This is a genomic window from Vibrio artabrorum (assembly GCF_024347295.1).
GTDB classification, from domain to species: domain Bacteria; phylum Pseudomonadota; class Gammaproteobacteria; order Enterobacterales; family Vibrionaceae; genus Vibrio; species Vibrio artabrorum.
Genome location: NZ_AP025458.1, coordinates 1,619,547 through 1,637,488 on the forward strand (window position 1 = coordinate 1,619,547; position 17,942 = coordinate 1,637,488).

Annotated in this window: 23 protein-coding genes, 1 tRNA gene and 3 pseudogenes; 13 read left to right on the forward strand and 14 right to left on the reverse strand. The window is 41.4% G+C overall.

Features of this window, described 5'->3' with window-relative positions:
• Positions 1-132: 132 nt before the first annotated feature.
• The 3 genes from OCU36_RS07210 (at position 133) to OCU36_RS07220 (ending at position 2,686) form a co-directional block, all read left to right on the forward strand.
• Positions 133-1,053: an IS5 family transposase gene (locus tag OCU36_RS07210; RefSeq protein ID WP_261837391.1), complete on the forward strand. Its 921-nt coding sequence runs from the start codon at positions 133-135 to the stop codon at positions 1,051-1,053.
• A gap of 135 nt (positions 1,054-1,188) precedes the next feature.
• A complete protein-coding gene (locus tag OCU36_RS07215) occupies positions 1,189-1,917 on the forward strand; it encodes a Crp/Fnr family transcriptional regulator (RefSeq protein ID WP_261837392.1) in 729 nt (242 codons plus the stop codon).
• Positions 1,910-2,686, forward strand: coding sequence for an EAL domain-containing protein (locus tag OCU36_RS07220; protein WP_261837393.1), 777 nt, complete (start codon positions 1,910-1,912; stop codon positions 2,684-2,686). The genes OCU36_RS07215 and OCU36_RS07220 overlap by 8 nt, the downstream gene beginning before the upstream one ends.
• Positions 2,687-2,777: 91 nt before the next feature.
• On the opposite strand, the pseudogene OCU36_RS20070 reads toward OCU36_RS07220, so the two are convergent.
• From OCU36_RS20070 to OCU36_RS07235, 4 genes and pseudogenes are all read right to left on the reverse strand, one after another.
• Positions 2,778-2,892, reverse strand: a pseudogene (locus OCU36_RS20070) (transposase domain-containing protein); the annotation flags it as partial.
• Positions 2,880-3,137, reverse strand: coding sequence for an IS66 family insertion sequence element accessory protein TnpB (locus tag OCU36_RS07225; RefSeq protein WP_261839706.1), 258 nt, complete (start codon positions 3,135-3,137; stop codon positions 2,880-2,882). The gene OCU36_RS07225 and the pseudogene OCU36_RS20070, both read right to left, overlap by 13 nt.
• Before the next feature lie 1,123 nt (positions 3,138-4,260).
• The gene (locus tag OCU36_RS07230) at positions 4,261-4,701 is read right to left on the reverse strand and encodes an RNase H family protein (RefSeq protein WP_261837394.1); all 441 of its coding nucleotides are present in this window, start codon (positions 4,699-4,701) and stop codon (positions 4,261-4,263) included.
• 76 nt (positions 4,702-4,777) lie between these two features.
• Positions 4,778-4,993, reverse strand: a complete 216-nt coding sequence (locus OCU36_RS07235; protein WP_019350943.1) for an AlpA family transcriptional regulator — start codon at positions 4,991-4,993, stop codon at positions 4,778-4,780.
• 118 nt (positions 4,994-5,111) lie between these two features.
• Here OCU36_RS07235 and radC point away from each other — a divergent pair, with 118 nt between their 5' ends.
• From radC to OCU36_RS07270, 7 genes are all read left to right on the forward strand, one after another.
• The gene (gene radC, locus OCU36_RS07240; RefSeq protein WP_017104402.1) at positions 5,112-5,582 is read left to right on the forward strand and encodes a RadC family protein; all 471 of its coding nucleotides are present in this window, start codon (positions 5,112-5,114) and stop codon (positions 5,580-5,582) included.
• Entirely contained in the window at positions 5,579-6,007 is a 429-nt protein-coding gene (locus tag OCU36_RS07245; RefSeq protein WP_261837395.1) for a DUF2787 domain-containing protein, read from the forward strand. The genes radC and OCU36_RS07245 overlap by 4 nt, the downstream gene beginning before the upstream one ends.
• Before the next feature lie 49 nt (positions 6,008-6,056).
• Positions 6,057-6,497: a DUF2787 domain-containing protein gene (locus OCU36_RS07250; RefSeq protein WP_261837396.1), complete on the forward strand. Its 441-nt coding sequence runs from the start codon at positions 6,057-6,059 to the stop codon at positions 6,495-6,497.
• Positions 6,498-6,673: 176 nt separating this feature from the next.
• Complete coding sequence (locus OCU36_RS07255) at positions 6,674-6,925, forward strand: hypothetical protein (RefSeq protein WP_102494738.1); 252 nt, start codon at positions 6,674-6,676, stop codon at positions 6,923-6,925.
• Between the two features lie 148 nt (positions 6,926-7,073).
• Complete coding sequence (locus OCU36_RS07260) at positions 7,074-7,409, forward strand: hypothetical protein (protein WP_004734952.1); 336 nt, start codon at positions 7,074-7,076, stop codon at positions 7,407-7,409.
• Positions 7,410-7,516: 107 nt separating this feature from the next.
• Complete coding sequence (locus OCU36_RS07265) at positions 7,517-8,266, forward strand: hypothetical protein (protein ID WP_065678388.1); 750 nt, start codon at positions 7,517-7,519, stop codon at positions 8,264-8,266.
• Positions 8,253-9,725: a hypothetical protein gene (locus OCU36_RS07270; protein ID WP_261837397.1), complete on the forward strand. Its 1,473-nt coding sequence runs from the start codon at positions 8,253-8,255 to the stop codon at positions 9,723-9,725. The genes OCU36_RS07265 and OCU36_RS07270 overlap by 14 nt, the downstream gene beginning before the upstream one ends.
• A 39-nt stretch (positions 9,726-9,764) precedes the next feature.
• Here OCU36_RS07270 and OCU36_RS07275 read toward each other — a convergent pair whose 3' ends face one another.
• Complete coding sequence (locus OCU36_RS07275) at positions 9,765-10,403, reverse strand: inovirus Gp2 family protein (RefSeq protein ID WP_261837398.1); 639 nt, start codon at positions 10,401-10,403, stop codon at positions 9,765-9,767.
• 392 nt (positions 10,404-10,795) lie between these two features.
• On the opposite strand from OCU36_RS07275, the gene OCU36_RS07280 reads away from it, so the two are divergent.
• Both OCU36_RS07280 and OCU36_RS07285 read left to right on the forward strand, forming a co-directional pair.
• Positions 10,796-11,491 carry a hypothetical protein gene (locus OCU36_RS07280; RefSeq protein WP_261837399.1) on the forward strand — a complete coding sequence of 232 codons (696 nt, stop codon included), beginning with the start codon at positions 10,796-10,798 and terminating at the stop codon, positions 11,489-11,491.
• A 2-nt stretch (positions 11,492-11,493) separates the two neighbouring features.
• Positions 11,494-11,751: a hypothetical protein gene (locus OCU36_RS07285; protein ID WP_261837400.1), complete on the forward strand. Its 258-nt coding sequence runs from the start codon at positions 11,494-11,496 to the stop codon at positions 11,749-11,751.
• A gap of 38 nt (positions 11,752-11,789) precedes the next feature.
• Here the strand turns inward: OCU36_RS07285 and OCU36_RS07290 are convergent, their stop codons facing one another.
• The 4 genes and pseudogenes from OCU36_RS07290 to OCU36_RS07305 form a co-directional block, all read right to left on the reverse strand.
• Entirely contained in the window at positions 11,790-11,981 is a 192-nt protein-coding gene (locus OCU36_RS07290) for a helix-turn-helix transcriptional regulator (protein WP_261837401.1), read from the reverse strand.
• A 178-nt stretch (positions 11,982-12,159) separates the two neighbouring features.
• A pseudogene (locus OCU36_RS07295) lies at positions 12,160-13,347 on the reverse strand (tyrosine-type recombinase/integrase).
• A gap of 159 nt (positions 13,348-13,506) precedes the next feature.
• Positions 13,507-13,583: transfer RNA gene (locus OCU36_RS07300), tRNA-Val, on the reverse strand.
• 263 nt (positions 13,584-13,846) lie between these two features.
• The gene (locus OCU36_RS07305; RefSeq protein WP_261837402.1) at positions 13,847-14,515 is read right to left on the reverse strand and encodes a DUF2726 domain-containing protein; all 669 of its coding nucleotides are present in this window, start codon (positions 14,513-14,515) and stop codon (positions 13,847-13,849) included.
• A gap of 273 nt (positions 14,516-14,788) precedes the next feature.
• Between OCU36_RS07305 and OCU36_RS07310 the strand changes: the two genes are divergently transcribed.
• Positions 14,789-14,974, forward strand: coding sequence for a hypothetical protein (locus OCU36_RS07310; RefSeq protein WP_017059179.1), 186 nt, complete (start codon positions 14,789-14,791; stop codon positions 14,972-14,974).
• A 115-nt stretch (positions 14,975-15,089) separates the two neighbouring features.
• On the opposite strand, the pseudogene OCU36_RS07315 reads toward OCU36_RS07310, so the two are convergent.
• From OCU36_RS07315 to OCU36_RS07335, 5 genes and pseudogenes are all read right to left on the reverse strand, one after another.
• Positions 15,090-16,544, reverse strand: a pseudogene (locus OCU36_RS07315) (diguanylate cyclase); the annotation flags it as partial.
• 154 nt (positions 16,545-16,698) lie between these two features.
• Complete coding sequence (locus tag OCU36_RS07320; protein ID WP_261837404.1) at positions 16,699-17,259, reverse strand: hypothetical protein; 561 nt, start codon at positions 17,257-17,259, stop codon at positions 16,699-16,701.
• Positions 17,260-17,282: 23 nt separating this feature from the next.
• Positions 17,283-17,441, reverse strand: a complete 159-nt coding sequence (locus OCU36_RS07325) for a hypothetical protein (protein WP_017096334.1) — start codon at positions 17,439-17,441, stop codon at positions 17,283-17,285.
• Positions 17,442-17,723: a hypothetical protein gene (locus OCU36_RS07330; protein WP_249633093.1), complete on the reverse strand. Its 282-nt coding sequence runs from the start codon at positions 17,721-17,723 to the stop codon at positions 17,442-17,444.
• A gap of 2 nt (positions 17,724-17,725) precedes the next feature.
• The gene (locus OCU36_RS07335; RefSeq protein ID WP_261837405.1) at positions 17,726-17,941 is read right to left on the reverse strand and encodes a hypothetical protein; all 216 of its coding nucleotides are present in this window, start codon (positions 17,939-17,941) and stop codon (positions 17,726-17,728) included.
• Position 17,942: the final 1 nt, after the last annotated feature.

A 17,942-nucleotide genomic window follows, 5' to 3' on the forward strand; every position in this document is an offset into this window, starting at 1 on the left:
CAAAACAAACAATTGCAATCAATCAATAGTAAACCTTGGTTCATATAGCTATGGGCGTTGTTGCGTAATTCAATGGAACTAAATCAAGAACCTACGATCTGAGCAGCTACGTCCACTCTATCTCGTAGCCCTATGCCTAAACCACGTTACAAAACAACTAACTGGAAGCAATACAACCAATCACTCATTAACCGTGGTTCTCTGACCTTTTGGATTGATGAAGAAGCAATAAGCGGATGGGCGCAAAGCAAACAGAATAAGCGCGGGAGGCCGCGTCGGTTCAGTGATTTAGCTATCACGACAGCACTCATGGTCAAACGAGTTTTTTCTATGCCATTGAGAGCGCTGCAAGGATTTATCGACTCGATATTTAGGTTAGCCCATGTACCGTTAAGTTGTCCGCATTACACCTGCATCAGTCGTAGAGCCAAGCAAGTTGAGGTTTCATTTAAGACTAAAACGAGAGGAGCGATACAGCACCTAGCTATTGATGCTACTGGCCTTAAGGTTTATGGCGAAGGTGAATGGAAAGTCAAAAAACATGGGACGGATGGCAAGCGTAGAGTCTGGCGAAAGCTGCATATTGCAGTCGATACCAACACTCATGAGATCATTGCCGCCGAGCTAAGTTTATCGACGGTTACAGATGGAGAAGTACTCCCGAACTTACTGAAACAAACACGCCGAAGTATCCTTAAGGTGTCTGGTGATGGCGCTTACGACACGAGAGCGTGTCACGCTGCTATTAAGATTAAGGGAGCTATTGCGCTTATTCCCCCAAGAGAAGGGGCTGCCTTTTGGGAGCGTGGTCACCCTCGAAATCTCGCCGTGGGTTGCCAGAAATTATACGGCTCAAATAAGTATTGGAAAGAGCGGTATGGATACCACAAACGTTCACTCTCAGAAACAGCGATGTATCGAGTTAAACAGTTGCTAGGAGGGAAACTGAGCTTAAGAAATTACAATGCCCAGGTGGGTGAAACTTACGCGATGATAAAAGCGTTGAACAAGCTTACTGGGTTAGGTATGCCTGAAACTTGTCGCATTGACTAAGAAACAAGCGAAACGGGTTGGCTCTATCTCTAAATTTAATTACGCAACAAAGCCATAGCTATGTTCTCTAGGGAACATATAGACACCTATTTAATTGTTACCATAGCCAGAAATAACCTAAGGTTTTAGTCACGAATGAATATAGAAGAAATAATATGGCCGTGCTTGTTGCCTACACACCTAAAAACCGCATTACTTGATATTTCAGTCATCGTCACAGATTTTAGTGGTATCAAAATCAATATTGATTATTTACAACTTGACGGTGTTTTTTATATCCATTCTGGAAATTTGCTTGTGGGTTACAGCGCAGAAGAAACAAATACCTCTCTCGGTACTATTTTTGGCCAAAGCACTTGGTTGGGTTCTTCAAGTCTGTTCTCTACGAACAACTTCATTTTCTTAGCTGAAGAACTAACGCCAATAACAATGCTTTACTTTCCAAAGGCCAAGATAGAAAGTATAGCGGAACAAGAACCTAGCCTCTATAAGATGCTGTTTGAAATAATGAAACAAAATGCACCTAGGTATCTACTCTCATCTCTTAGTTTCATTCACGGAAAACACATAAAGCTCGCTTACACCTTATATAACTATCTAAAGCTAGCGACTAACGAAACCATGTTCGTCCCGACGGCTCTTACTATATCCCAACAGCAGTTAAGTACGATAACGGGAATTTCTCGACCTAGAGTCAATGAAGTTCTTAAATCTTTTGAAAAAGAAGGGATCATTTATATTCAGAGAGGAAAAGTCATCGTGGAGGACCAAAAAAAATTACGAAAAAAATTCCAACACATAAACATTTTATCGAACGTCTTAGTAGTCAAACCCATGGAAAATAGCCAAGTTAATTATGAATAATCCAACAAGAGCTCACCTAAAAGAGTGTATAAAAATGGGTGAATTTAAGCCATATTATCAGCCATATTTTCAAAGTAATTCATCTGTCATAAAAGGTGTTGAATTGTTGGCTCGATGGATCGTTTCCGATACATTAGTGCTTACATCAAAAGAGTTCATCCACTATATTGAAAAACACGAACTCACCGCCGAATTATCTTTATCATTGCTCAGACAAGCATTGCCGACTCTCAAGAAATTGGAACAAAGTGTCGTACCTTTCTCAGTATCAATTAATATCTCTATAGTTCAACTTCGTGATGCAACCTTCATCGAATCATTTTTGGATTTACTTGCTCACCATAACTTCCCTGCCCACAAAATAATTTTAGAACTATCTGATTGCAGAGATTTATATGATAACCCTTTAATCAATGATTCAATCAATAACCTTAAAGATAAAAATATAGCGTTTGCTATCGATAGTTTTGATCTAAGCAACACATCGATAAATAAGCTATCTTCACTTTTATTCAATGAATTAAAAATCGACTTTTCAAATATTAATGACGTAAGTGACCCAATAATGATGAGTGTTTTCTGGCAGACATTGGTTTCCGTTGCTACTAACATGGAACTTACGATAACCGCAAAAGGAATTGAATCTTTGAATCACGCTTCTATTGCAAAAAGCTTAAAATGTCATTATCAACAAGGCTATCTTTTAGCCCGCCCAATGGCTGATTGCATACTGGATTATATTATTGAGAACAAAAGTAAAGGCAATTAATAATGTTAGTTGAGGTTTAGCTCTATCGATACTGGAGATCTGAGGTATCCGCCTCATGAACCCACGGGGCAACTTGTCAGTGTTTGAAGTTCTAAGGTAGGAGTGCGTTGATATCAGGCTCAGATTTCGCCAGCTTCTTCATGCACTATGATTATATAGTCATAGAGGTTAAGACCATTGGCTTTCGCGGTCTCTATGATGCTGTAATGAGTTCAACAAGATAGGTTACTGGCGGGCCTTGAGGAATACTCAGCTCCACATCATTGATGAGAAGTGTCATGTTAGCCGTAGCTATCTGCGCCTGATACTTCGTTGTCTTTTCGATAATTTCGGCTCTAACAAATCCGACAGATTCCGATTGGTTTGCTGGTTGGAGTTGACGCCGCTTGGCGAAGAACGTGGATGAACTCACGCGCTGTGTGTTATTGCTGCTTTCATATTGTTCAGACAGTGCTTACCATTCTAGGTTAGTGCGTCGTTTTGCCATTTCAACTATCCTTTGGGTTGGAGAGTTGATCTTATTTTTCGTGCTGAAATATTAGAATGCGGGTTTATGTTGCGCTTACGATCTGAGAGCTCGATAAATGTTTCCATCAATTTTTTACTGATATGGAACTTTAGATTTTAGTTCTAAACATATCTGAGATGAATGTAAATTCCTCTTGAGTAACAAGTTCTCGCTTAGAACTGATCTTTTTTTCAATCTCTTTATTTAAAATTTTTAAATCGTTTTCGTTAAGCTCATTCAACAGTTTTAATACTTTTTCAACAACAAGACAGTAACCATCCACAACAAAAACCCAACCGCAAATTAATTTAGATACAATTTTACTACATAACTTGTATGCTAAGTGTCCCCTAAAGAACATTGACAGCAGATAAGCATTATTTCCTCATTATTGCGAAAGCTCTCATAATTAGACGCAAATACAATGAGGTAGACCACCTCACCGTCTTTGATCTAACGAATATCACTTAACACACATTTCGAACAAATAAACGCCTAAAGATTTATAACTAATGTGAATGGGAGGTTAAGATTAATAACTGACTCTAATCCATGCCTTGTGACTCTTGTTGATTAGTCTGATTTTGTGAACAACTTCTATATATGACTTTAATGAGTTCCGTTTCACTTGATGGTCGACCACTATTTTTGAACTTGACCAATACAATTCACCTAAAAGTCACCAAACATTCCTCGATAAATTGCAGAGTATTTTACCGAATAATAGTATGCACATAATATCTAGCCATACCATTCAGATCGAATAACCATTTGCTTGTATTTCGAAAAATTAAAGTTCAATTTTAATAATCATGAAATTACTAACACTCAGTCTTAGTAAACACCGCAATACTTCCTTTTATCCTAGTTTGTTGAGTGACATATTTATGATACGGTAGCAAACGAGCCTTATGACCTGATTTTATACTCATGGTGCGCATTTATTCCTGAAATGAAATACCGTTGCTAGAGTAACTTTCTTAGGAAAAATCATCTCTTTTCCTTTTAGTCGCTTCTCTCCTATAGCGAGTTATAAATAGAAAAAACCATCGTGGACTGACAAAAATCACAGCCTAGTTCTAGCCATATCCCCCGCTCTCCCCATCTGTTCAAAACCCCAGACCTTATGTGCACGCCTTACTTCAACAAACTTACTCGCACGAAGCTTATCGATTCTCTTCCACAAATGACTATTCGCTACTGGCTTCTTATCAGATTTTCGCCACCCCTTTGCTTTCCAGTTATCTAACCATTCATTGAACCCTTTCACACAATATTCACTACTCGAATACAGGCAGTCTCCATCTCTGGCATAAGCTATAGCTTCTATCAATGCGATAAGCTCTAACTCAGCACTATCGGCAATCTCACCGACTAATAGATTATTTTCGTCAACTAACTGCCCATCGTAGTTATAAACACTGATACCAATCCCACCCTGTAGGTTTGATACGTTTCCTTTTGATGTTGCGATACCGATATAAATTGCACAGTTTTCTTCATTCATGGTCTTGCTCCTTTGTTCGAGTTTTGGCCTACCATTTTGGTAATGCCTTAATTGGTGCAGTGGCGTTAATTCAGTCTTAATGGCTTGGTCTTTCAGCCAAGCGCATTTCCATCCAGTTATTCACCTCTTCTTCTACCCAAGCGACCGCCCTATCTCCCAAGCTTACCGATACAGGAAAATCACCTTCGTCCATTTTTCTGTATATCGCCGAACGGCTTAATGCGGTTTTCTCAATCACTTCTTTTAGCTTTAAAAATCTCATGGGACGTTCTCCTATGTCTGTGGTCCTCATGGGATAAGGAGATAGTGTTAAAAAAAATGAGGCTGGCTCGGCTTACTCTGATTCAAACCTTTTTGAGGTATATGTCATTAAAGTGAATGACCTAAAGCCTGATTAAAGGAGAACCAAAATGAGAACACTTTCACCACCACTACTCTCGCAGCAAGAGCATGAACATCGTGTTCTAGAAAAAGCCGCTGAGATATTAGAAGATCGTTATGTACGAGGAGATGTATTTACCAATCCACAAGCTACCCGAGACTATTTGCGATTTAAGATAGGCGGCAGTGAACGCGAAGTGTTCGCCGTCATGTTGCTAGATAACCAACACCGATTAATTGAGTTTGAGGAGTTGTTTCAAGGGACGATTGATGCGGCAAGCGTCTATCCAAGGGAGGTAGTAAAGACTGCTCTTAAAGCCAATGCGGCGGCGGTTATCTTTGCTCACAACCATCCATCAGGCGATCCTGAGCCGTCCCAAGCAGACAGGCGCATCACGACCAGATTGCAAGATGCTTTAGCGCTCATTGATGTTCGAGTTCTGGATCATATTGTTGTTGGGGAACAATGCACGTCGTTTGCGGAAAGGGGCTGGTTATGATTGAGAAACACTATGGTGACATCACCCTCAATAGCAAACTCCACCAGCAGTTAGAGCAAACCATCGCTCGCTACTCAATTCCTAAAGACACGACACGCATTGCACTCAACTGCCGAAATACAAGCTACTACAAAACAAAGGAAGGGGTCGCCCCTGTAGAGATTCAGTTAAAGCGGGAGAATTCACGCTCTGATTGGAGCTTGGTTTTCGTGGCCAATTTTACTTATCAAGACCAAACCACCGACTCGCTCGATGTGTATCTCTATTTCCACCTACTTAATCACTGGTGCTATCAACCAGATGCGGGGGCAGCGAGCCTGAGCCACCCTGTCACAACAAAAGTGTTCCAAGCCTGGATGTGCGCTTTCCATGATCATTTAACTCAGCATGTCTTCGATGACATACAGCTCACTCAAGTCCGCTAAGGCTAACCAATCACCCTACTCGTTCACCTAAACTCAAGGAGGCATCATTATGTCTACTCTGCTCTTTCACCCATCCAGTTTACCCGTGTCAGACAAACTTCATGCACTGTTAAACAACCATTTTCAACAACAATTAACCCAGAGTGAGTCAATAGCCCAAAGTACTTACCTGACGTTCAACTTTCGAGATAGTTCATACAGCTCAGAGGCTGGTGGATTTCACCCTGTTGAAATCGCGATAACACAGATCTCCAGTGGTCTATGGAATGTCGAATACATCACTGATTTTGCTTACGTTGGAAATGTGTATCCAGAATTGGCGCGATGTCTAGACTTTGATTTTCGAGACCAAGCGTTCTTTACAGAGTTCGGGGGATGGAGCCCAATCAAGGGTAACTATTCCGCTGTAGAGATGTTCGAGCTTTGGCAGGATAACTTCTTAAGCTACATCGATATGGAAGCGTTTGACTCTATATCTATCACTTCGTAATGAGAGAACAACCCGTCCGGGTCTATGTCACGATACAAAGGCACCGGACCACTACAGCCATCAAAAGTCGTGCTTCGGAGAGAGCTAACCCTATATGTAGCAAGGCCTGAATGACTTTTCATCATAGACTCCCACCCCACGACTTATCACGACATTACCGATAAGTGGTACCAATCATGCCCAATATCTCCCCATTAAAAGAGCAGCTCACAAAAGCGCTTATCAGAGCCGCTCTCGCGAGTTGTCATTACCTTAATGAACAGTATCAGCACTTTAAAAAGGAGGTAGAGCAAAGCTCAGATCACGAACTGTTTGAATTCGTTCAACGCCTTTCTTCGGCTCACCTAAAACGGCTCTTAGCCACTATTGAGTTGATGAATAGAGGTTACCTACTAAGTGAAATTCTAGAAGCAGCAAAGGATAAATAATGGCCTTTCCCGAGGTCATTTAAATTCAAATATACAGCCCATTTCACATAATCATTATCCGCCATTTGAGTGAGACGTTATTTGTCTCACCCATCCTTATCCTAATGCCATCAGTGATGGTTCATAGACACCCAACTAAGGATTCACAATGACCACAAGTAATGTACTGCATCATACCAATGATGAAGAGCTCATCGCTTTAATCCAACGAAAAGAGTCGTTCACCTTAACTCGGGTAAAAAACTTCTCTCAGACGGTGAAAAAGATTGAACGGCTTATAGAGGCTCAAAATCTATCTTGTCGAATATACACAGCAGGTCGCTCTACAACGATGGCTGCCACTTTGGCTTCCGGTCCTGCTGTCATTTTTGGCCTAGCTTCAGCCGCCGCAATATCGGCGCATAATTTAGCCACAAGAAACCCAGACTATGAAATAGCTAAATACCCTTTCGCAGACAAACTCGTCATTAACTACAAGAAGTAATCGTATCAGGCTGTGTGGCCACCAGCCGATCCCTAATCACGTTGATTCTTTAGCTCATCACTCAAAAGTGTTGAGGTGATTGATCACGTTTAAATTTTGGTGGTCCCATGCCCTCTAAACCCAACAAGCAACGCATCGAACATATTGAGTTGGTGTTTGAAGTTTACTCTCTCATCCCAACTCAACGAAAGATCACAGTTAGTGAAATTCATGAACGATTAGCGAGTACTGGGATTAAGCGTTCGAAACGTACCGTACAACGCTGCTTGAATATTCTGACGGATTACCTAGATATTGAAAAAGACGATAGAACCCTGCCCTATAGCTATCATCGAAGACCCCAACCAGGTGTATTCATGGGCCCTAAAGAATCTGTACTTCTTGAGTTTGCTTTTGAGAGTTTAAAAGCAGCACTTCCTGAAAGTTATCTACCAAGTATGCAAGGCGCATTTGCACCCTTTTTGCTAATGGACCACAACCAAGGTCCACGTATTGATATTCGATACACGTTAATAAATCAGAAAGAAAATTATGACGAAGCTCTTTTTGACAAGCTTTGTCTAGCAATCTATTACCAGCGTGAAATTCGCCTCCATCTCAACAGCGAACAAACTCTCCAGTATGTCTGTCCACTTGGGCTTGTGTTAGAGAGTGAAGCCCTTCAATTGATCTACCAATTCGAAAGCCATGTTTGCGCCATCCCTCTCAATCAAATTCAAGACATCTACATCAGTACATTCGGGTTTACCTATCCAAAGGGATTTTCACTATCTGAGGTCATTACACCTAAACGAGAACCAACACTTATAGCCAAATGTTCAAACAACCACACAAGGAATGATCATGAAAAATACTAACTTACTCAGAACAACTCTCGTCAGCTCTATCGCTTTCGCTCTGACAGCTTGCGGAGGTGGTGGCGGTACTAATCCAGGTACTCCGTCTGCTCAAATCGCAGGTGTGGCTATCGATGGCTATGTCGAGGGTGCTACTGCGTTCCTAGATTACAACTTCAATGGTGTACAAGACGATAATGAACCTAGCTCTACCACAGATCAGAACGGTCGTTTCGATTTTGCTATTGAAGAAGATGACTTAATCTGTAAAGAGTACTCGCCAATTATCGTCGATGTGCCTGCTGGCGCGTACGATAGCGATTATGGGTTAGTTAATAAACCTTATCGCTTAACCTTTCCGCCCTCATTCTCATCTGGCAACGTAGGCGAAGATGTATTTGCTACGACTCCATTCACTACCGTAATTTGGTCAGCTGTTGAAACAGACCTATTACAAAGTGGCGTAAGCAACTGTAAAGAGTTGGCTGCGAATACTGAAGCGCAAAACAAAGTTGCACGTCTAGTCGCCGAGAAGGAATACGAGTTGGGTAACCGCTACAACATTCCGGCTAACGAGCTATACGCAGACTTCATCGCTTCTGGTAACACCGAGCAGCATCAACTAGCCCAGCTTCTAACCAGCGGTCTAGCAAAAGGCTACGCTGAAACTTCAGCTCTAGTCGATGCGAACCCTAACGCTTGGAAAGCTACAGTTGAGTACTACGTTGAGAAAGACGACGCAGGCAATTTCACTAAGTGGTATCGTGAAGAACGCGTGTTTGATGCCGACACACATTCTCTACGTGTATTTGAAGTAACTGCTGACTTAGAAACTATAGGCCGTCTCATCGTTTACCGTAACAAAATCAAAGCCGAAGAAGGCGCAGTGCAAAAATACACTGATGACCTAATCGACTACCTACCAGAAATCAGCAAATACGGTTGTGGTTTAACTAATAATTACGTACAGAACTCAAAAGACTACGGCAACGACACCGTTACATTCTCTGTATCAGCTTCTGTTCTAGTTGACGACCATACTGCATGTGCAGATCCACTCGTGTACTCTTCTAGCGTACCTTACGCTAACGTCATTCGTGAATTGAAAGACGGCAATGTGTTACTACAAGCTGGTATGTGGGGTTTTGACTTTGGTGACAATGCTGTTATCGATGACCTAATCAACGATGGTTTGTACTCTAACATCACAGACCCAACAGTGCTGGACCAGTTCTCAACTTGGAACTACTCACTGGACTCAACGGAATCTTACGGGGCATCACGTTGGACACGTACATCACTTGTAAGTACAGCTGAGAAAAATGTCATCACAGACGTGAACAGCAAAGGTATCTGGATTATACGTACCACTTACCCTAACGGCACTCACCAAACCCAGTGTGGTGACTCTCTAGATACTTTAGTGGACGTGGCTAATATGGGTATGTGTGAAGAACTGCCCATAGTGCCTGCTAACTAATCATAACGAGTCGAGAGGGGATGTATCCCCTCTCTTTTTTTATTTTATTGAGCAACCAAAACTTCTGTTTCCAGTACCAAATTGCTTGGTGCGTACTTTGGCAAAGTAACTGAGACGACGAAATAGCTCGTCAAGAACAGAAGAAGACCTAAGGCTATTTACATCGATGTGGTATACACAATTGTCAGGAAAGTGCACTAAACGACCGCCATCATCAAGATCAGTATCTAATGCCCGACACCATGCCGTTTTAATTTTGTGAGATAGGTTGTTTCGGTTAGAGAATGACCCCAGGCTGTTATATACATCCTTGTTAAACAGCAGAACAAGGTGATAGTGATGATGTAACGCTTTATCTTTTTCCTTCACCCATACATACCTTAATCGACATTTCCGTTTCGGTTTCCCTGCTCTTGCTTTCCTTCTTAAATCAGCCTGTATTTGCGCATCCAACGAAGCAATGAAGTTTTTCATCAAATATGATTCTTCCATCACCATAAAAAGCGGTAATCGCAAATCAACTCTTACCGCCATCGTTCTAGGATGATCATCCAAAGCTAAATCCAGCGTGTCATAAATCCTTTGTAGATAATCAACTAACAGGCCTTCTTTCTGTTTCAAAACAGGTAGGCCATTGAACTCATCGTTATGAGTGACTTTCTTTTTTAGTGTTTTCATTTTCTATACCTCTGGTTAATTCGGTATAGAAAGGTGGATGATTGTTAAAAATAATTTCACTCCACCATAGAGGTATATTAACCATAACCGCAATCCCCAATCTCAACTTTGGATAAGGAAAGACTTGTTCCTTACCCACCTCAAAACTAGACCTGGCAAAACACTTCAGATGAGCGTAGTAGTGTAAGTTACCGGCCAATCCGTTCAAAACTGATAACTCTGAAGTTATCTAACTCCCGCTCAAGAGGCTACGTCGTGCATAAACCTAGGTACAGTCGTAAATGAAACACTTTGAACTAGCTCTATATACAATCCAAAAACACTGTAAAATAATTATAAAACAGCTTATAAATCAACCAACAATCACACAAAAATACTACTAAGTAATCACTATGCCAAGATTTGATAAACCGATAGAAAAAGTAATGTACTTTGAGTTCCTTGAACAATATGACATATATCAACTTGCGGGAATTTCCCAACATCTAAATCACAAGCAAAGCGCTGACTTTAATTTTCAATCAAGCCAAAAATTAACTTCGGAAAGGTATAAATCAGAAATAGTGGGGTACTTCAAGAATGCATCGGACATGCTAGGCGGGTTACACAATACACCAGAGTCAAAAGTCAGAACGATTGCCTATGATGTACTTTCATTGAGCGATATGCGGTTTTCCACCACAAAAGACACTCGACTTATAATCTACATATTTACAAAAATTGTGACAAATAACCTCATTCAACATCTACCAGAAACACCGCCAAACACTATCACCGATATTAATTCGATGCTGAATTACCTCATCAATGCATTCATCTCATCACAAATACAAGTCGAGAAAAAAAGAGAGTTAATCAATAGTATAATTGACGTGTACTACAGCTCATCAGAAGCGTTTAAATTTAACTGGCTTGACGATAAAAATGATGACCAGGTGGCGTGGGTAGTTGACTATTTCCCCAAAATATCCTCAGTAAAGAGCATCGTTGCTGAATTGCCAAACGTAATGAACATCAATGAAAGTCACACTAAAATCGTTCCGGCTATTTTTCATTCACTAGATATTAGCGACGCTGAAAAAAACTGATCATGATGAACTTCAAAAGAGCATGGTCGCAGAAGAAATATAGGGAAAAAACCACAAGGGAAAACAAAAAAGCCTTAAATATCGTTGTTGACGAAACGGTATCAATCCAGCTTCATCAGCTTTCCAAACAATTTGACATGCCCATCAACCAGGTAATCACTTTGATGACCAATCAGTTTACTAGTAAATCTGAAGAATTAATGAGAAGCATTGAAGAAGATAAAAAAAATAAAGCCACACAATTCTCTAAGCTTCTATAGCATGCTTGGAGAGCTATAAAGCTCTCCAATATTTAATTTCACCTGTTTAGCACTCGTTGGCGAACCCAGTCTTGAACCTCACCTTCTACCCATGCGACGGCTCTATCTCCAATTGGCACCTGTGATGGAAACTGCTGTTTTTCTATAGAGCGATACATTCCCGACCTTGATAAGCCAGTCATTACTAGTACTTCATTGAGACGAATTAAGCGAGTGGTTACGTTTGGCATATTGACACCTTACAAGTGAGTGGATTTCACTTAAATGACATATGTCTGAAATTATTTAGGTTATATGTACCATAGAAAACCGTACTCTACGTCAAGCCAATGCCTTTCAATCTATTGCAGGCCTGAAGTTACACTGTAACTCTTATTTGCTGGAGCATCAAATCACAATACATACCTATTAACCCACTACCTTCAGGCTCTTTTTACCACTCATCGACAAGCTCCCCGAAGCAGCTTCTTCGATATGATCACTCCACCACGCCATGAGAACTTTACGGCGTTCAAGGTAGTCAGTTCGGTTGTATGCGCTTCTTACCTTATCTCTATCCACATGAGAAAGTGCGGCTTCTATAATATCTGGATCGAAGTTTTGCTCATTTAAGGTGGTACTGGCTAATGCGCGCAAACCGTGAGAAGTTTGCCTACCCTTCATGCCCATTCATACCAATGCCTTGTTTGCAGTCTCTTTGTTGATGTGATTGTTGTTACTTTTGTCAGCAGGGAAAAGGTATTCACTATCACCCGTGATGAAATCAATCGTTTCTAATAGGTCTAAAGTTTGTTTTGTTAAAGGAACAGTGTGTACTCTACCTTTTTTCATTCGTTCAGCTGGGATAATCCAAAGCATCTTTTCTCTGTCAATTTCATCCCAACGTGCCCCAGCCGTTTCAGTCGGTCTTGTCATGGTATGAAGTTGCCATTCTAGCAAGCAGCGAGTGATGGGTTTAATGGATGCGTAGTTGATTGTTTTGAGAAGCTCTGGAAGCTCATCAGGGGCTAACGAAGCTTGGTTGGTTACCTTAGCAGTCTCAAATGCTTTACCAATGCCAGCAAGCTTGTTGTGTTCAATCACACCCGTGTTGACTGCAAAGGTCATTATCTCATTGAGGTTACGACACAAACGCCCTACTGTTTCTAATTTACCTTGATTCGCAATGGGTTTAATTGTTTTTATCGCTTGTGGTGCCGTAATGTCACCAAGGGGGAACTTACCAAGATCAGGTAAGAGGTACTTCTCAATTCGTTGCTTTAGCTTCTTAGCCGTTTGCTCTTTGACGCTTGTTCTCTTCACTTCAATCCAGTCATCAAATACCGACTGTAACGTATTCGCCAATTCTAACTGTTTTTCTCTAAGAGTAGTGTCACGGTGCTCTTTAGGGTCAATACCATCAACAAGTAGTTCTCTCGCTTCAATAGCTTTGGTTCGAGCTTTGGCTAGTGAGACGTCAGGGTACTTACCTAAGGCTAGGTTCAAGCGCTTTCGTGAAATGGGATGATAATAAGAAAAACGCCATAGCTTTGTTCCTATAGGCTTAACCTTCAATGATAATCCATCATCGTAACCCCCCTGAAGTAACCTCGAAATTGCTTAGATCTTAAAAGACTACTTCAGAGATTACTTTAAACGGTGGATTTTACAACACATCACGGGATCTCTTGGGACCAAGAAATGGCTAAGAGCCTGATAAAACAAGGAATTGCAGGTACAAAAAAGCCCACACTAGGTGGGCTTTCTTTTTGAATTTGGTGCCCGCTACTGGACTCGAACCAGTGACACCTTGCATGTCATGCAAGTACTCTAACCAACTGAGCTAAGCGGGCAATGCTGTGAAACTTATCTAACCGCTTTACTAAGTGGCTAACGCTTCAGAACGAGATGGATAATAACGAGTGAATGGGTAGCGTGCAAGGATAAATTTGCACAAAATTGATCGTTTGCTTTTAAAATAAACAATCAGGATAAATTTCAAACACATTCCAGATCAACGACTTGAATTCGATCACATTTTAAATCCATTTGAGTATTTCGATAATGAGACGTGCTTGGTGCCTTTGTGACCTCCGATGGCACATTTTATCCGAAATTAGTCTTGTTCCTCTTCGGATTCAAACACCACATTATAGTTCTCGGTATAAGTACAGTTAGGCTGGCGACTGCAAGTGAAAAATCGTCGACCTTTATGGTCACCTTGGCTTGCAAGCTTGATGATCATCGGGCTACCACACTTTTTACAGAATCGAACTTCTTTGGATGGTTCGATTAAATCGATGTGCGCTGCCAGTAACCTCTTCAAACGGCTCACTTGGTAGCTGTGCTTAATTGAAGCACCAATCAGGGGTAAACCTGCCGATTTACAGACGTGAATCAGTAGCTTTTCGCGGTCGACTTTCCCTTTATTGAGTTCTTTGCCGTTATCAAGTTCAATGATCACGCGAGGTTCTAACGTTCGCGGATCGCAAACAACAAAGTCGAAATAGCTACGTGAGATCTTGTTGTTGGCGATAAACCAATTCTTCTTGTTGTTCGTCTTAGCAGGAACAAGTACGTTCGACATGCTGACTTTCGCAAACACTTCCCCATGGTTACCCACAGCAGATTTTAACGCATTATAGAATGTCGCCTGTTGCGCCGACATCAACGCACCTTTCTTTTGATAAGCGTGGTCTTTGGTGTCATCGTGTTTCACCACATACTTTTGAATAAAGTAAAAGAACACAACCAGAACAATTACAACGATAAAAATATTAGTCATTTTCCAACACAATCAAGTCTGTATAGGGATTAAGAGAGTGGCTAGCGTATGTAGAAAAGCATCACCTGGCAAGCAAAAGAGCGAGAGTTGCCAACCAGAATCACGACCTTTGAGCGCAGTGCTTAGCGAGAGGTCGCTCCTTCGCCAGATGCACCTCTCCTATTTTGATAATCAAATCATCAATTACACTCTAGATTGATTTAGATCAATTTACCTAGATTTGTGATCAACTAGCCTGAAAAACGTTAGGCAAATGTTAATAAGGAAATTGATATGGAACTTAAACAAGACCCAAGATGTTATACCGACGTATGTGTAGATGGTAAATGGTTCCACTATGACCACTGCGGAACCCAAGCCTATATGTTAAAAGGCGGCGCTTCGGCAGTGATTGAACTCGCTAGCGAACCTGCGACAGAAGGCGAATTGGTTGAAATGCTTCAAGGTGTCGCTAAGTAATCCAGCAAGCCAAATCAAAGTATGAATTAAGCGAATAAGAGTAGATAGCTCTATTAGTTCAGGTAAGTGCTGAAGTTCAGGTTCTTGATTACAGGGGTCAACCAAGTTTAGGCACTCAAATGATAACGACTTTATTACGCCCTGACTGCTTAGCTTGATACAAAGCATCGTCTGCCGATTTCAAGTGTTTCTTATAGGTTCGGCTATTCAACTGTTGCTCCGTTAGATGAGTCGTCGCACCAATCGATGTGGTTAATTCTAATTGGCCAGAATGCGTTTCAATCGGTCGGTCAGCGATCGTTTGTCTTATCAGCTCAAGCTCTTTAACAGGCTCTTGATTCCCAGCTAGCAACAAAACAAACTCTTCCCCACCCCATCTTGCCACTACATCGTTTGTTGATAAGATTTGATCTAAACGCTTAGCGACTTCCACCAACACTTGGTCACCGATATCATGCCCATAAGTATCATTTACTTGTTTGAAGCGGTCCAAATCTAGAATAGCGAGCGTATACCCGAACGACGACAAATGGTTCGGCAACGGCTGAGTTAACCGTTGTTCCAAGTAACGCCTATTGTATAAGCCTGTCAGTTCACATCTTGTTGATTGCTTGAGTAACTCTTTATTGGTCTTCTGGATCGAGCGTAACCTAATCAAAAGTAATGCGGCGCTGATCATCACCATGATACCCAACGCAACAACGATTCGATTCCGTAACTGCTGCTTATCTAATGTCAGCTCACCCAACTCTTTTTCTGCGTTAAGCAGTTCGTTTTCTTGAGCTAATGATGCTGTAGCAAATTCTTGCTCGAGTAAAAAGATATCACTCTGGCGCTTATCAAATAGCAGCGCTTTGTTACCCTTGTAATAGAGTTTGAAGTAACGGAGCGCGTTCTCGCTGTCGCCTCTCGAATCATAGTATTCTGCAAGGGTTCTTAAGCCGAGGACCTTCCAGCTGCGAGTCCCCACAACATCGAACATTGCAGACGATCGTTTAAGATCAGCAAAAACAAAGTTATCTCGGTTCAAACCAATGTTCGCTAAAGCTCTGTTTAAGTAACACTGACCCAGCTGAAGTGTATATTTGTCCACGCCCGGGTATCTAAGACACAAGTTTGCGACTTGCCGTGCTGACTCAAAGTTCTGTTCCGCCAACAACACATCACTCTCTGCCTTTAATAGGATGATTTTGTATCGCTCACTCACGTTATCGCCATTGAGTTTCGCCGCACTTTGATATGCTTCTCGACCTTTGACCAAATCACCACTGCGCAGATAAGCAAAAGACTCATTCACATGCAGCACGCCGATGGTAGACGCTTCAAGTAGTCCGCTCTTGTAATAGAGTTTTTTGGCTCTTTTAATCAGCTTGAGCGCCTTAGGCCAGTCTTCCAAATAGATATAAAGCAGTGCCATATTTGACACTAACTTGCTGTTGTAGATGTGTTGAGGGTACTTCTTACCAAGGTCTAAACCTTTATGGAAAAAGTATTGAGCTTCAGGAAAATCATTGCGGATATTGTTAATAACACCAGCCGTGTTATAGGCCTTAATCAACAACTCTTCATAGTTGTGCAGCGCCGAGATAATACTCGCGAAATTTCAAGATAATTAGATTTTTTTGAATCCCGTGCAATGGGATGAGCATTGCACCTGAGGAAGTGAATATACAAAAAAGCACGAGCCTAAACTCGTGCTTTTTTAAACTTAATTTTTAGTTAAATTAGAGAGAGAATCCAAATTTCTCTTCGAACGTTTTCTGATAAGCACGAAAATCATCACTTCGAAGTTCACCGAAGACCTGAGTAACGCCACTTCCCAGACCATACCTTCCTTTTGGTGAGCTTGTCCCTGATTGAGAAACGATCACATAGTCCTTAAGCAGCTCGATAGTTTCTGCGGGGATCTCTTTTATCTTACCTACTATGTCATCATGCAATAAATTGATAATTTGTTGCTTGATGTCTTCAATTTCTTCTTGCAGCACTTTCAAATCAAGTACGCTTGTACTTGAAATAAAGGTTTCAAGGTTACGAATGACTACCTCACAAGCCTCTAGCTCCGCTGTCGCTCTATCAAACATCGATTTAGCTTCTGCTACATCATCTTCTGAAAAGACTTGGTGTAGTGCGTTCTGAGCGTCCGTTACATTACGTTCAAGCTGCGTATGCTTTTGCTTACGTTCACGTAATTGGTCTGGTTTTGCACTTCTGCGATCATGGTCAAGAGCTTGTCTTTGCTCTTGAAGTTTAGATAATTTAAGTTTTAGCTCTTGGATTGACATGTTTTATCCTTAACAGGTTACATTTAATGAGTTGTTTTAGTGAATTGCTTTGTTTTATTTTCATGGTCGAATGCTTGATTTTGTAGTTCGCGCAAAAGCTCAAGCACTTGCTTAGCTCCTAAAGCGGACACACGACAAGCAAGTTCGTGACTTTCAGCAGCGCTAAGAAGTGGCTTTTTCATTTAAACCTCTCCCGTGCGGTCTTGATAGCATCGAATTTCATTCCCCATACGAATCAGTCCTTCAGCGACTTGCAAGCAGCCTGTCAGCCCCTCGATAGGGGTGTGTTGGAGTTGATTTGCAGCATGAACGTGCAATAAGTAATCCTGTAACAAAGTCAGTATTGCCGTTCCATCCTCAATCATCGATGTAGGACTTCCCAATAGCAGCTCGTCTGAATATTGGTGAAGCTGCGTCCAACTGAGGTCTATATCAACGTTTGTTTTGTTTGATTGCGTATCCATACTTATTGCTCCTTAGTCAGACGTACTGCGTTGATAATTTCTAGGCTAGCAGACAAAGCGTGGCCTAAGTCTTTTGCATCAATTTCATGTAGGTCTTCGCATTTATTGATGAGTTGAGTCACAAGAGCAATGTTACCTAACGCATACTCCTCAAGGTCTACTGCGTTCCATTCAGTGACTAATACCGCTCGTACACCTTTTTGATTTTGAATGTTCATG

Excerpts from the sequence above, each read along its gene's own strand:
- OCU36_RS07230 (WP_261837394.1), bottom strand. The coding sequence starts at position 4,701 with ATGAATGAAGAAAACTGTGCAATTTATATCGGTATCGCAACATCAAAA.
- OCU36_RS07245 (WP_261837395.1), top strand. The coding sequence starts at position 5,579 with ATGATTGAGAAACACTATGGTGACATCACCCTCAATAGCAAACTCCAC.
- OCU36_RS07255 (WP_102494738.1), top strand. The coding sequence starts at position 6,674 with ATGCCCAATATCTCCCCATTAAAAGAGCAGCTCACAAAAGCGCTTATC.
- radC (WP_017104402.1), top strand. The coding sequence starts at position 5,112 with ATGAGAACACTTTCACCACCACTACTCTCGCAGCAAGAGCATGAACAT.
- OCU36_RS07215 (WP_261837392.1), top strand. The coding sequence starts at position 1,189 with ATGAATATAGAAGAAATAATATGGCCGTGCTTGTTGCCTACACACCTA.
- OCU36_RS07325 (WP_017096334.1), bottom strand. The coding sequence starts at position 17,441 with ATGAAAAAGCCACTTCTTAGCGCTGCTGAAAGTCACGAACTTGCTTGT.
- OCU36_RS07250 (WP_261837396.1), top strand. The coding sequence starts at position 6,057 with ATGTCTACTCTGCTCTTTCACCCATCCAGTTTACCCGTGTCAGACAAA.
- OCU36_RS07235 (WP_019350943.1), bottom strand. The coding sequence starts at position 4,993 with ATGAGGACCACAGACATAGGAGAACGTCCCATGAGATTTTTAAAGCTA.
- OCU36_RS07210 (WP_261837391.1), top strand. The coding sequence starts at position 133 with ATGCCTAAACCACGTTACAAAACAACTAACTGGAAGCAATACAACCAA.
- OCU36_RS07275 (WP_261837398.1), bottom strand. The coding sequence starts at position 10,403 with ATGAAAACACTAAAAAAGAAAGTCACTCATAACGATGAGTTCAATGGC.
- OCU36_RS07310 (WP_017059179.1), top strand. The coding sequence starts at position 14,789 with ATGGAACTTAAACAAGACCCAAGATGTTATACCGACGTATGTGTAGAT.
- OCU36_RS07265 (WP_065678388.1), top strand. The coding sequence starts at position 7,517 with ATGCCCTCTAAACCCAACAAGCAACGCATCGAACATATTGAGTTGGTG.
- OCU36_RS07305 (WP_261837402.1), bottom strand. The coding sequence starts at position 14,515 with ATGACTAATATTTTTATCGTTGTAATTGTTCTGGTTGTGTTCTTTTAC.
- OCU36_RS07330 (WP_249633093.1), bottom strand. The coding sequence starts at position 17,723 with ATGGATACGCAATCAAACAAAACAAACGTTGATATAGACCTCAGTTGG.
- OCU36_RS07260 (WP_004734952.1), top strand. The coding sequence starts at position 7,074 with ATGACCACAAGTAATGTACTGCATCATACCAATGATGAAGAGCTCATC.
- OCU36_RS07285 (WP_261837400.1), top strand. The coding sequence starts at position 11,494 with ATGATGAACTTCAAAAGAGCATGGTCGCAGAAGAAATATAGGGAAAAA.
- OCU36_RS07335 (WP_261837405.1), bottom strand. The coding sequence starts at position 17,941 with ATGAACATTCAAAATCAAAAAGGTGTACGAGCGGTATTAGTCACTGAA.
- OCU36_RS07290 (WP_261837401.1), bottom strand. The coding sequence starts at position 11,981 with ATGCCAAACGTAACCACTCGCTTAATTCGTCTCAATGAAGTACTAGTA.
- OCU36_RS07220 (WP_261837393.1), top strand. The coding sequence starts at position 1,910 with ATGAATAATCCAACAAGAGCTCACCTAAAAGAGTGTATAAAAATGGGT.
- OCU36_RS07270 (WP_261837397.1), top strand. The coding sequence starts at position 8,253 with ATGAAAAATACTAACTTACTCAGAACAACTCTCGTCAGCTCTATCGCT.
- OCU36_RS07280 (WP_261837399.1), top strand. The coding sequence starts at position 10,796 with ATGCCAAGATTTGATAAACCGATAGAAAAAGTAATGTACTTTGAGTTC.
- OCU36_RS07320 (WP_261837404.1), bottom strand. The coding sequence starts at position 17,259 with ATGTCAATCCAAGAGCTAAAACTTAAATTATCTAAACTTCAAGAGCAA.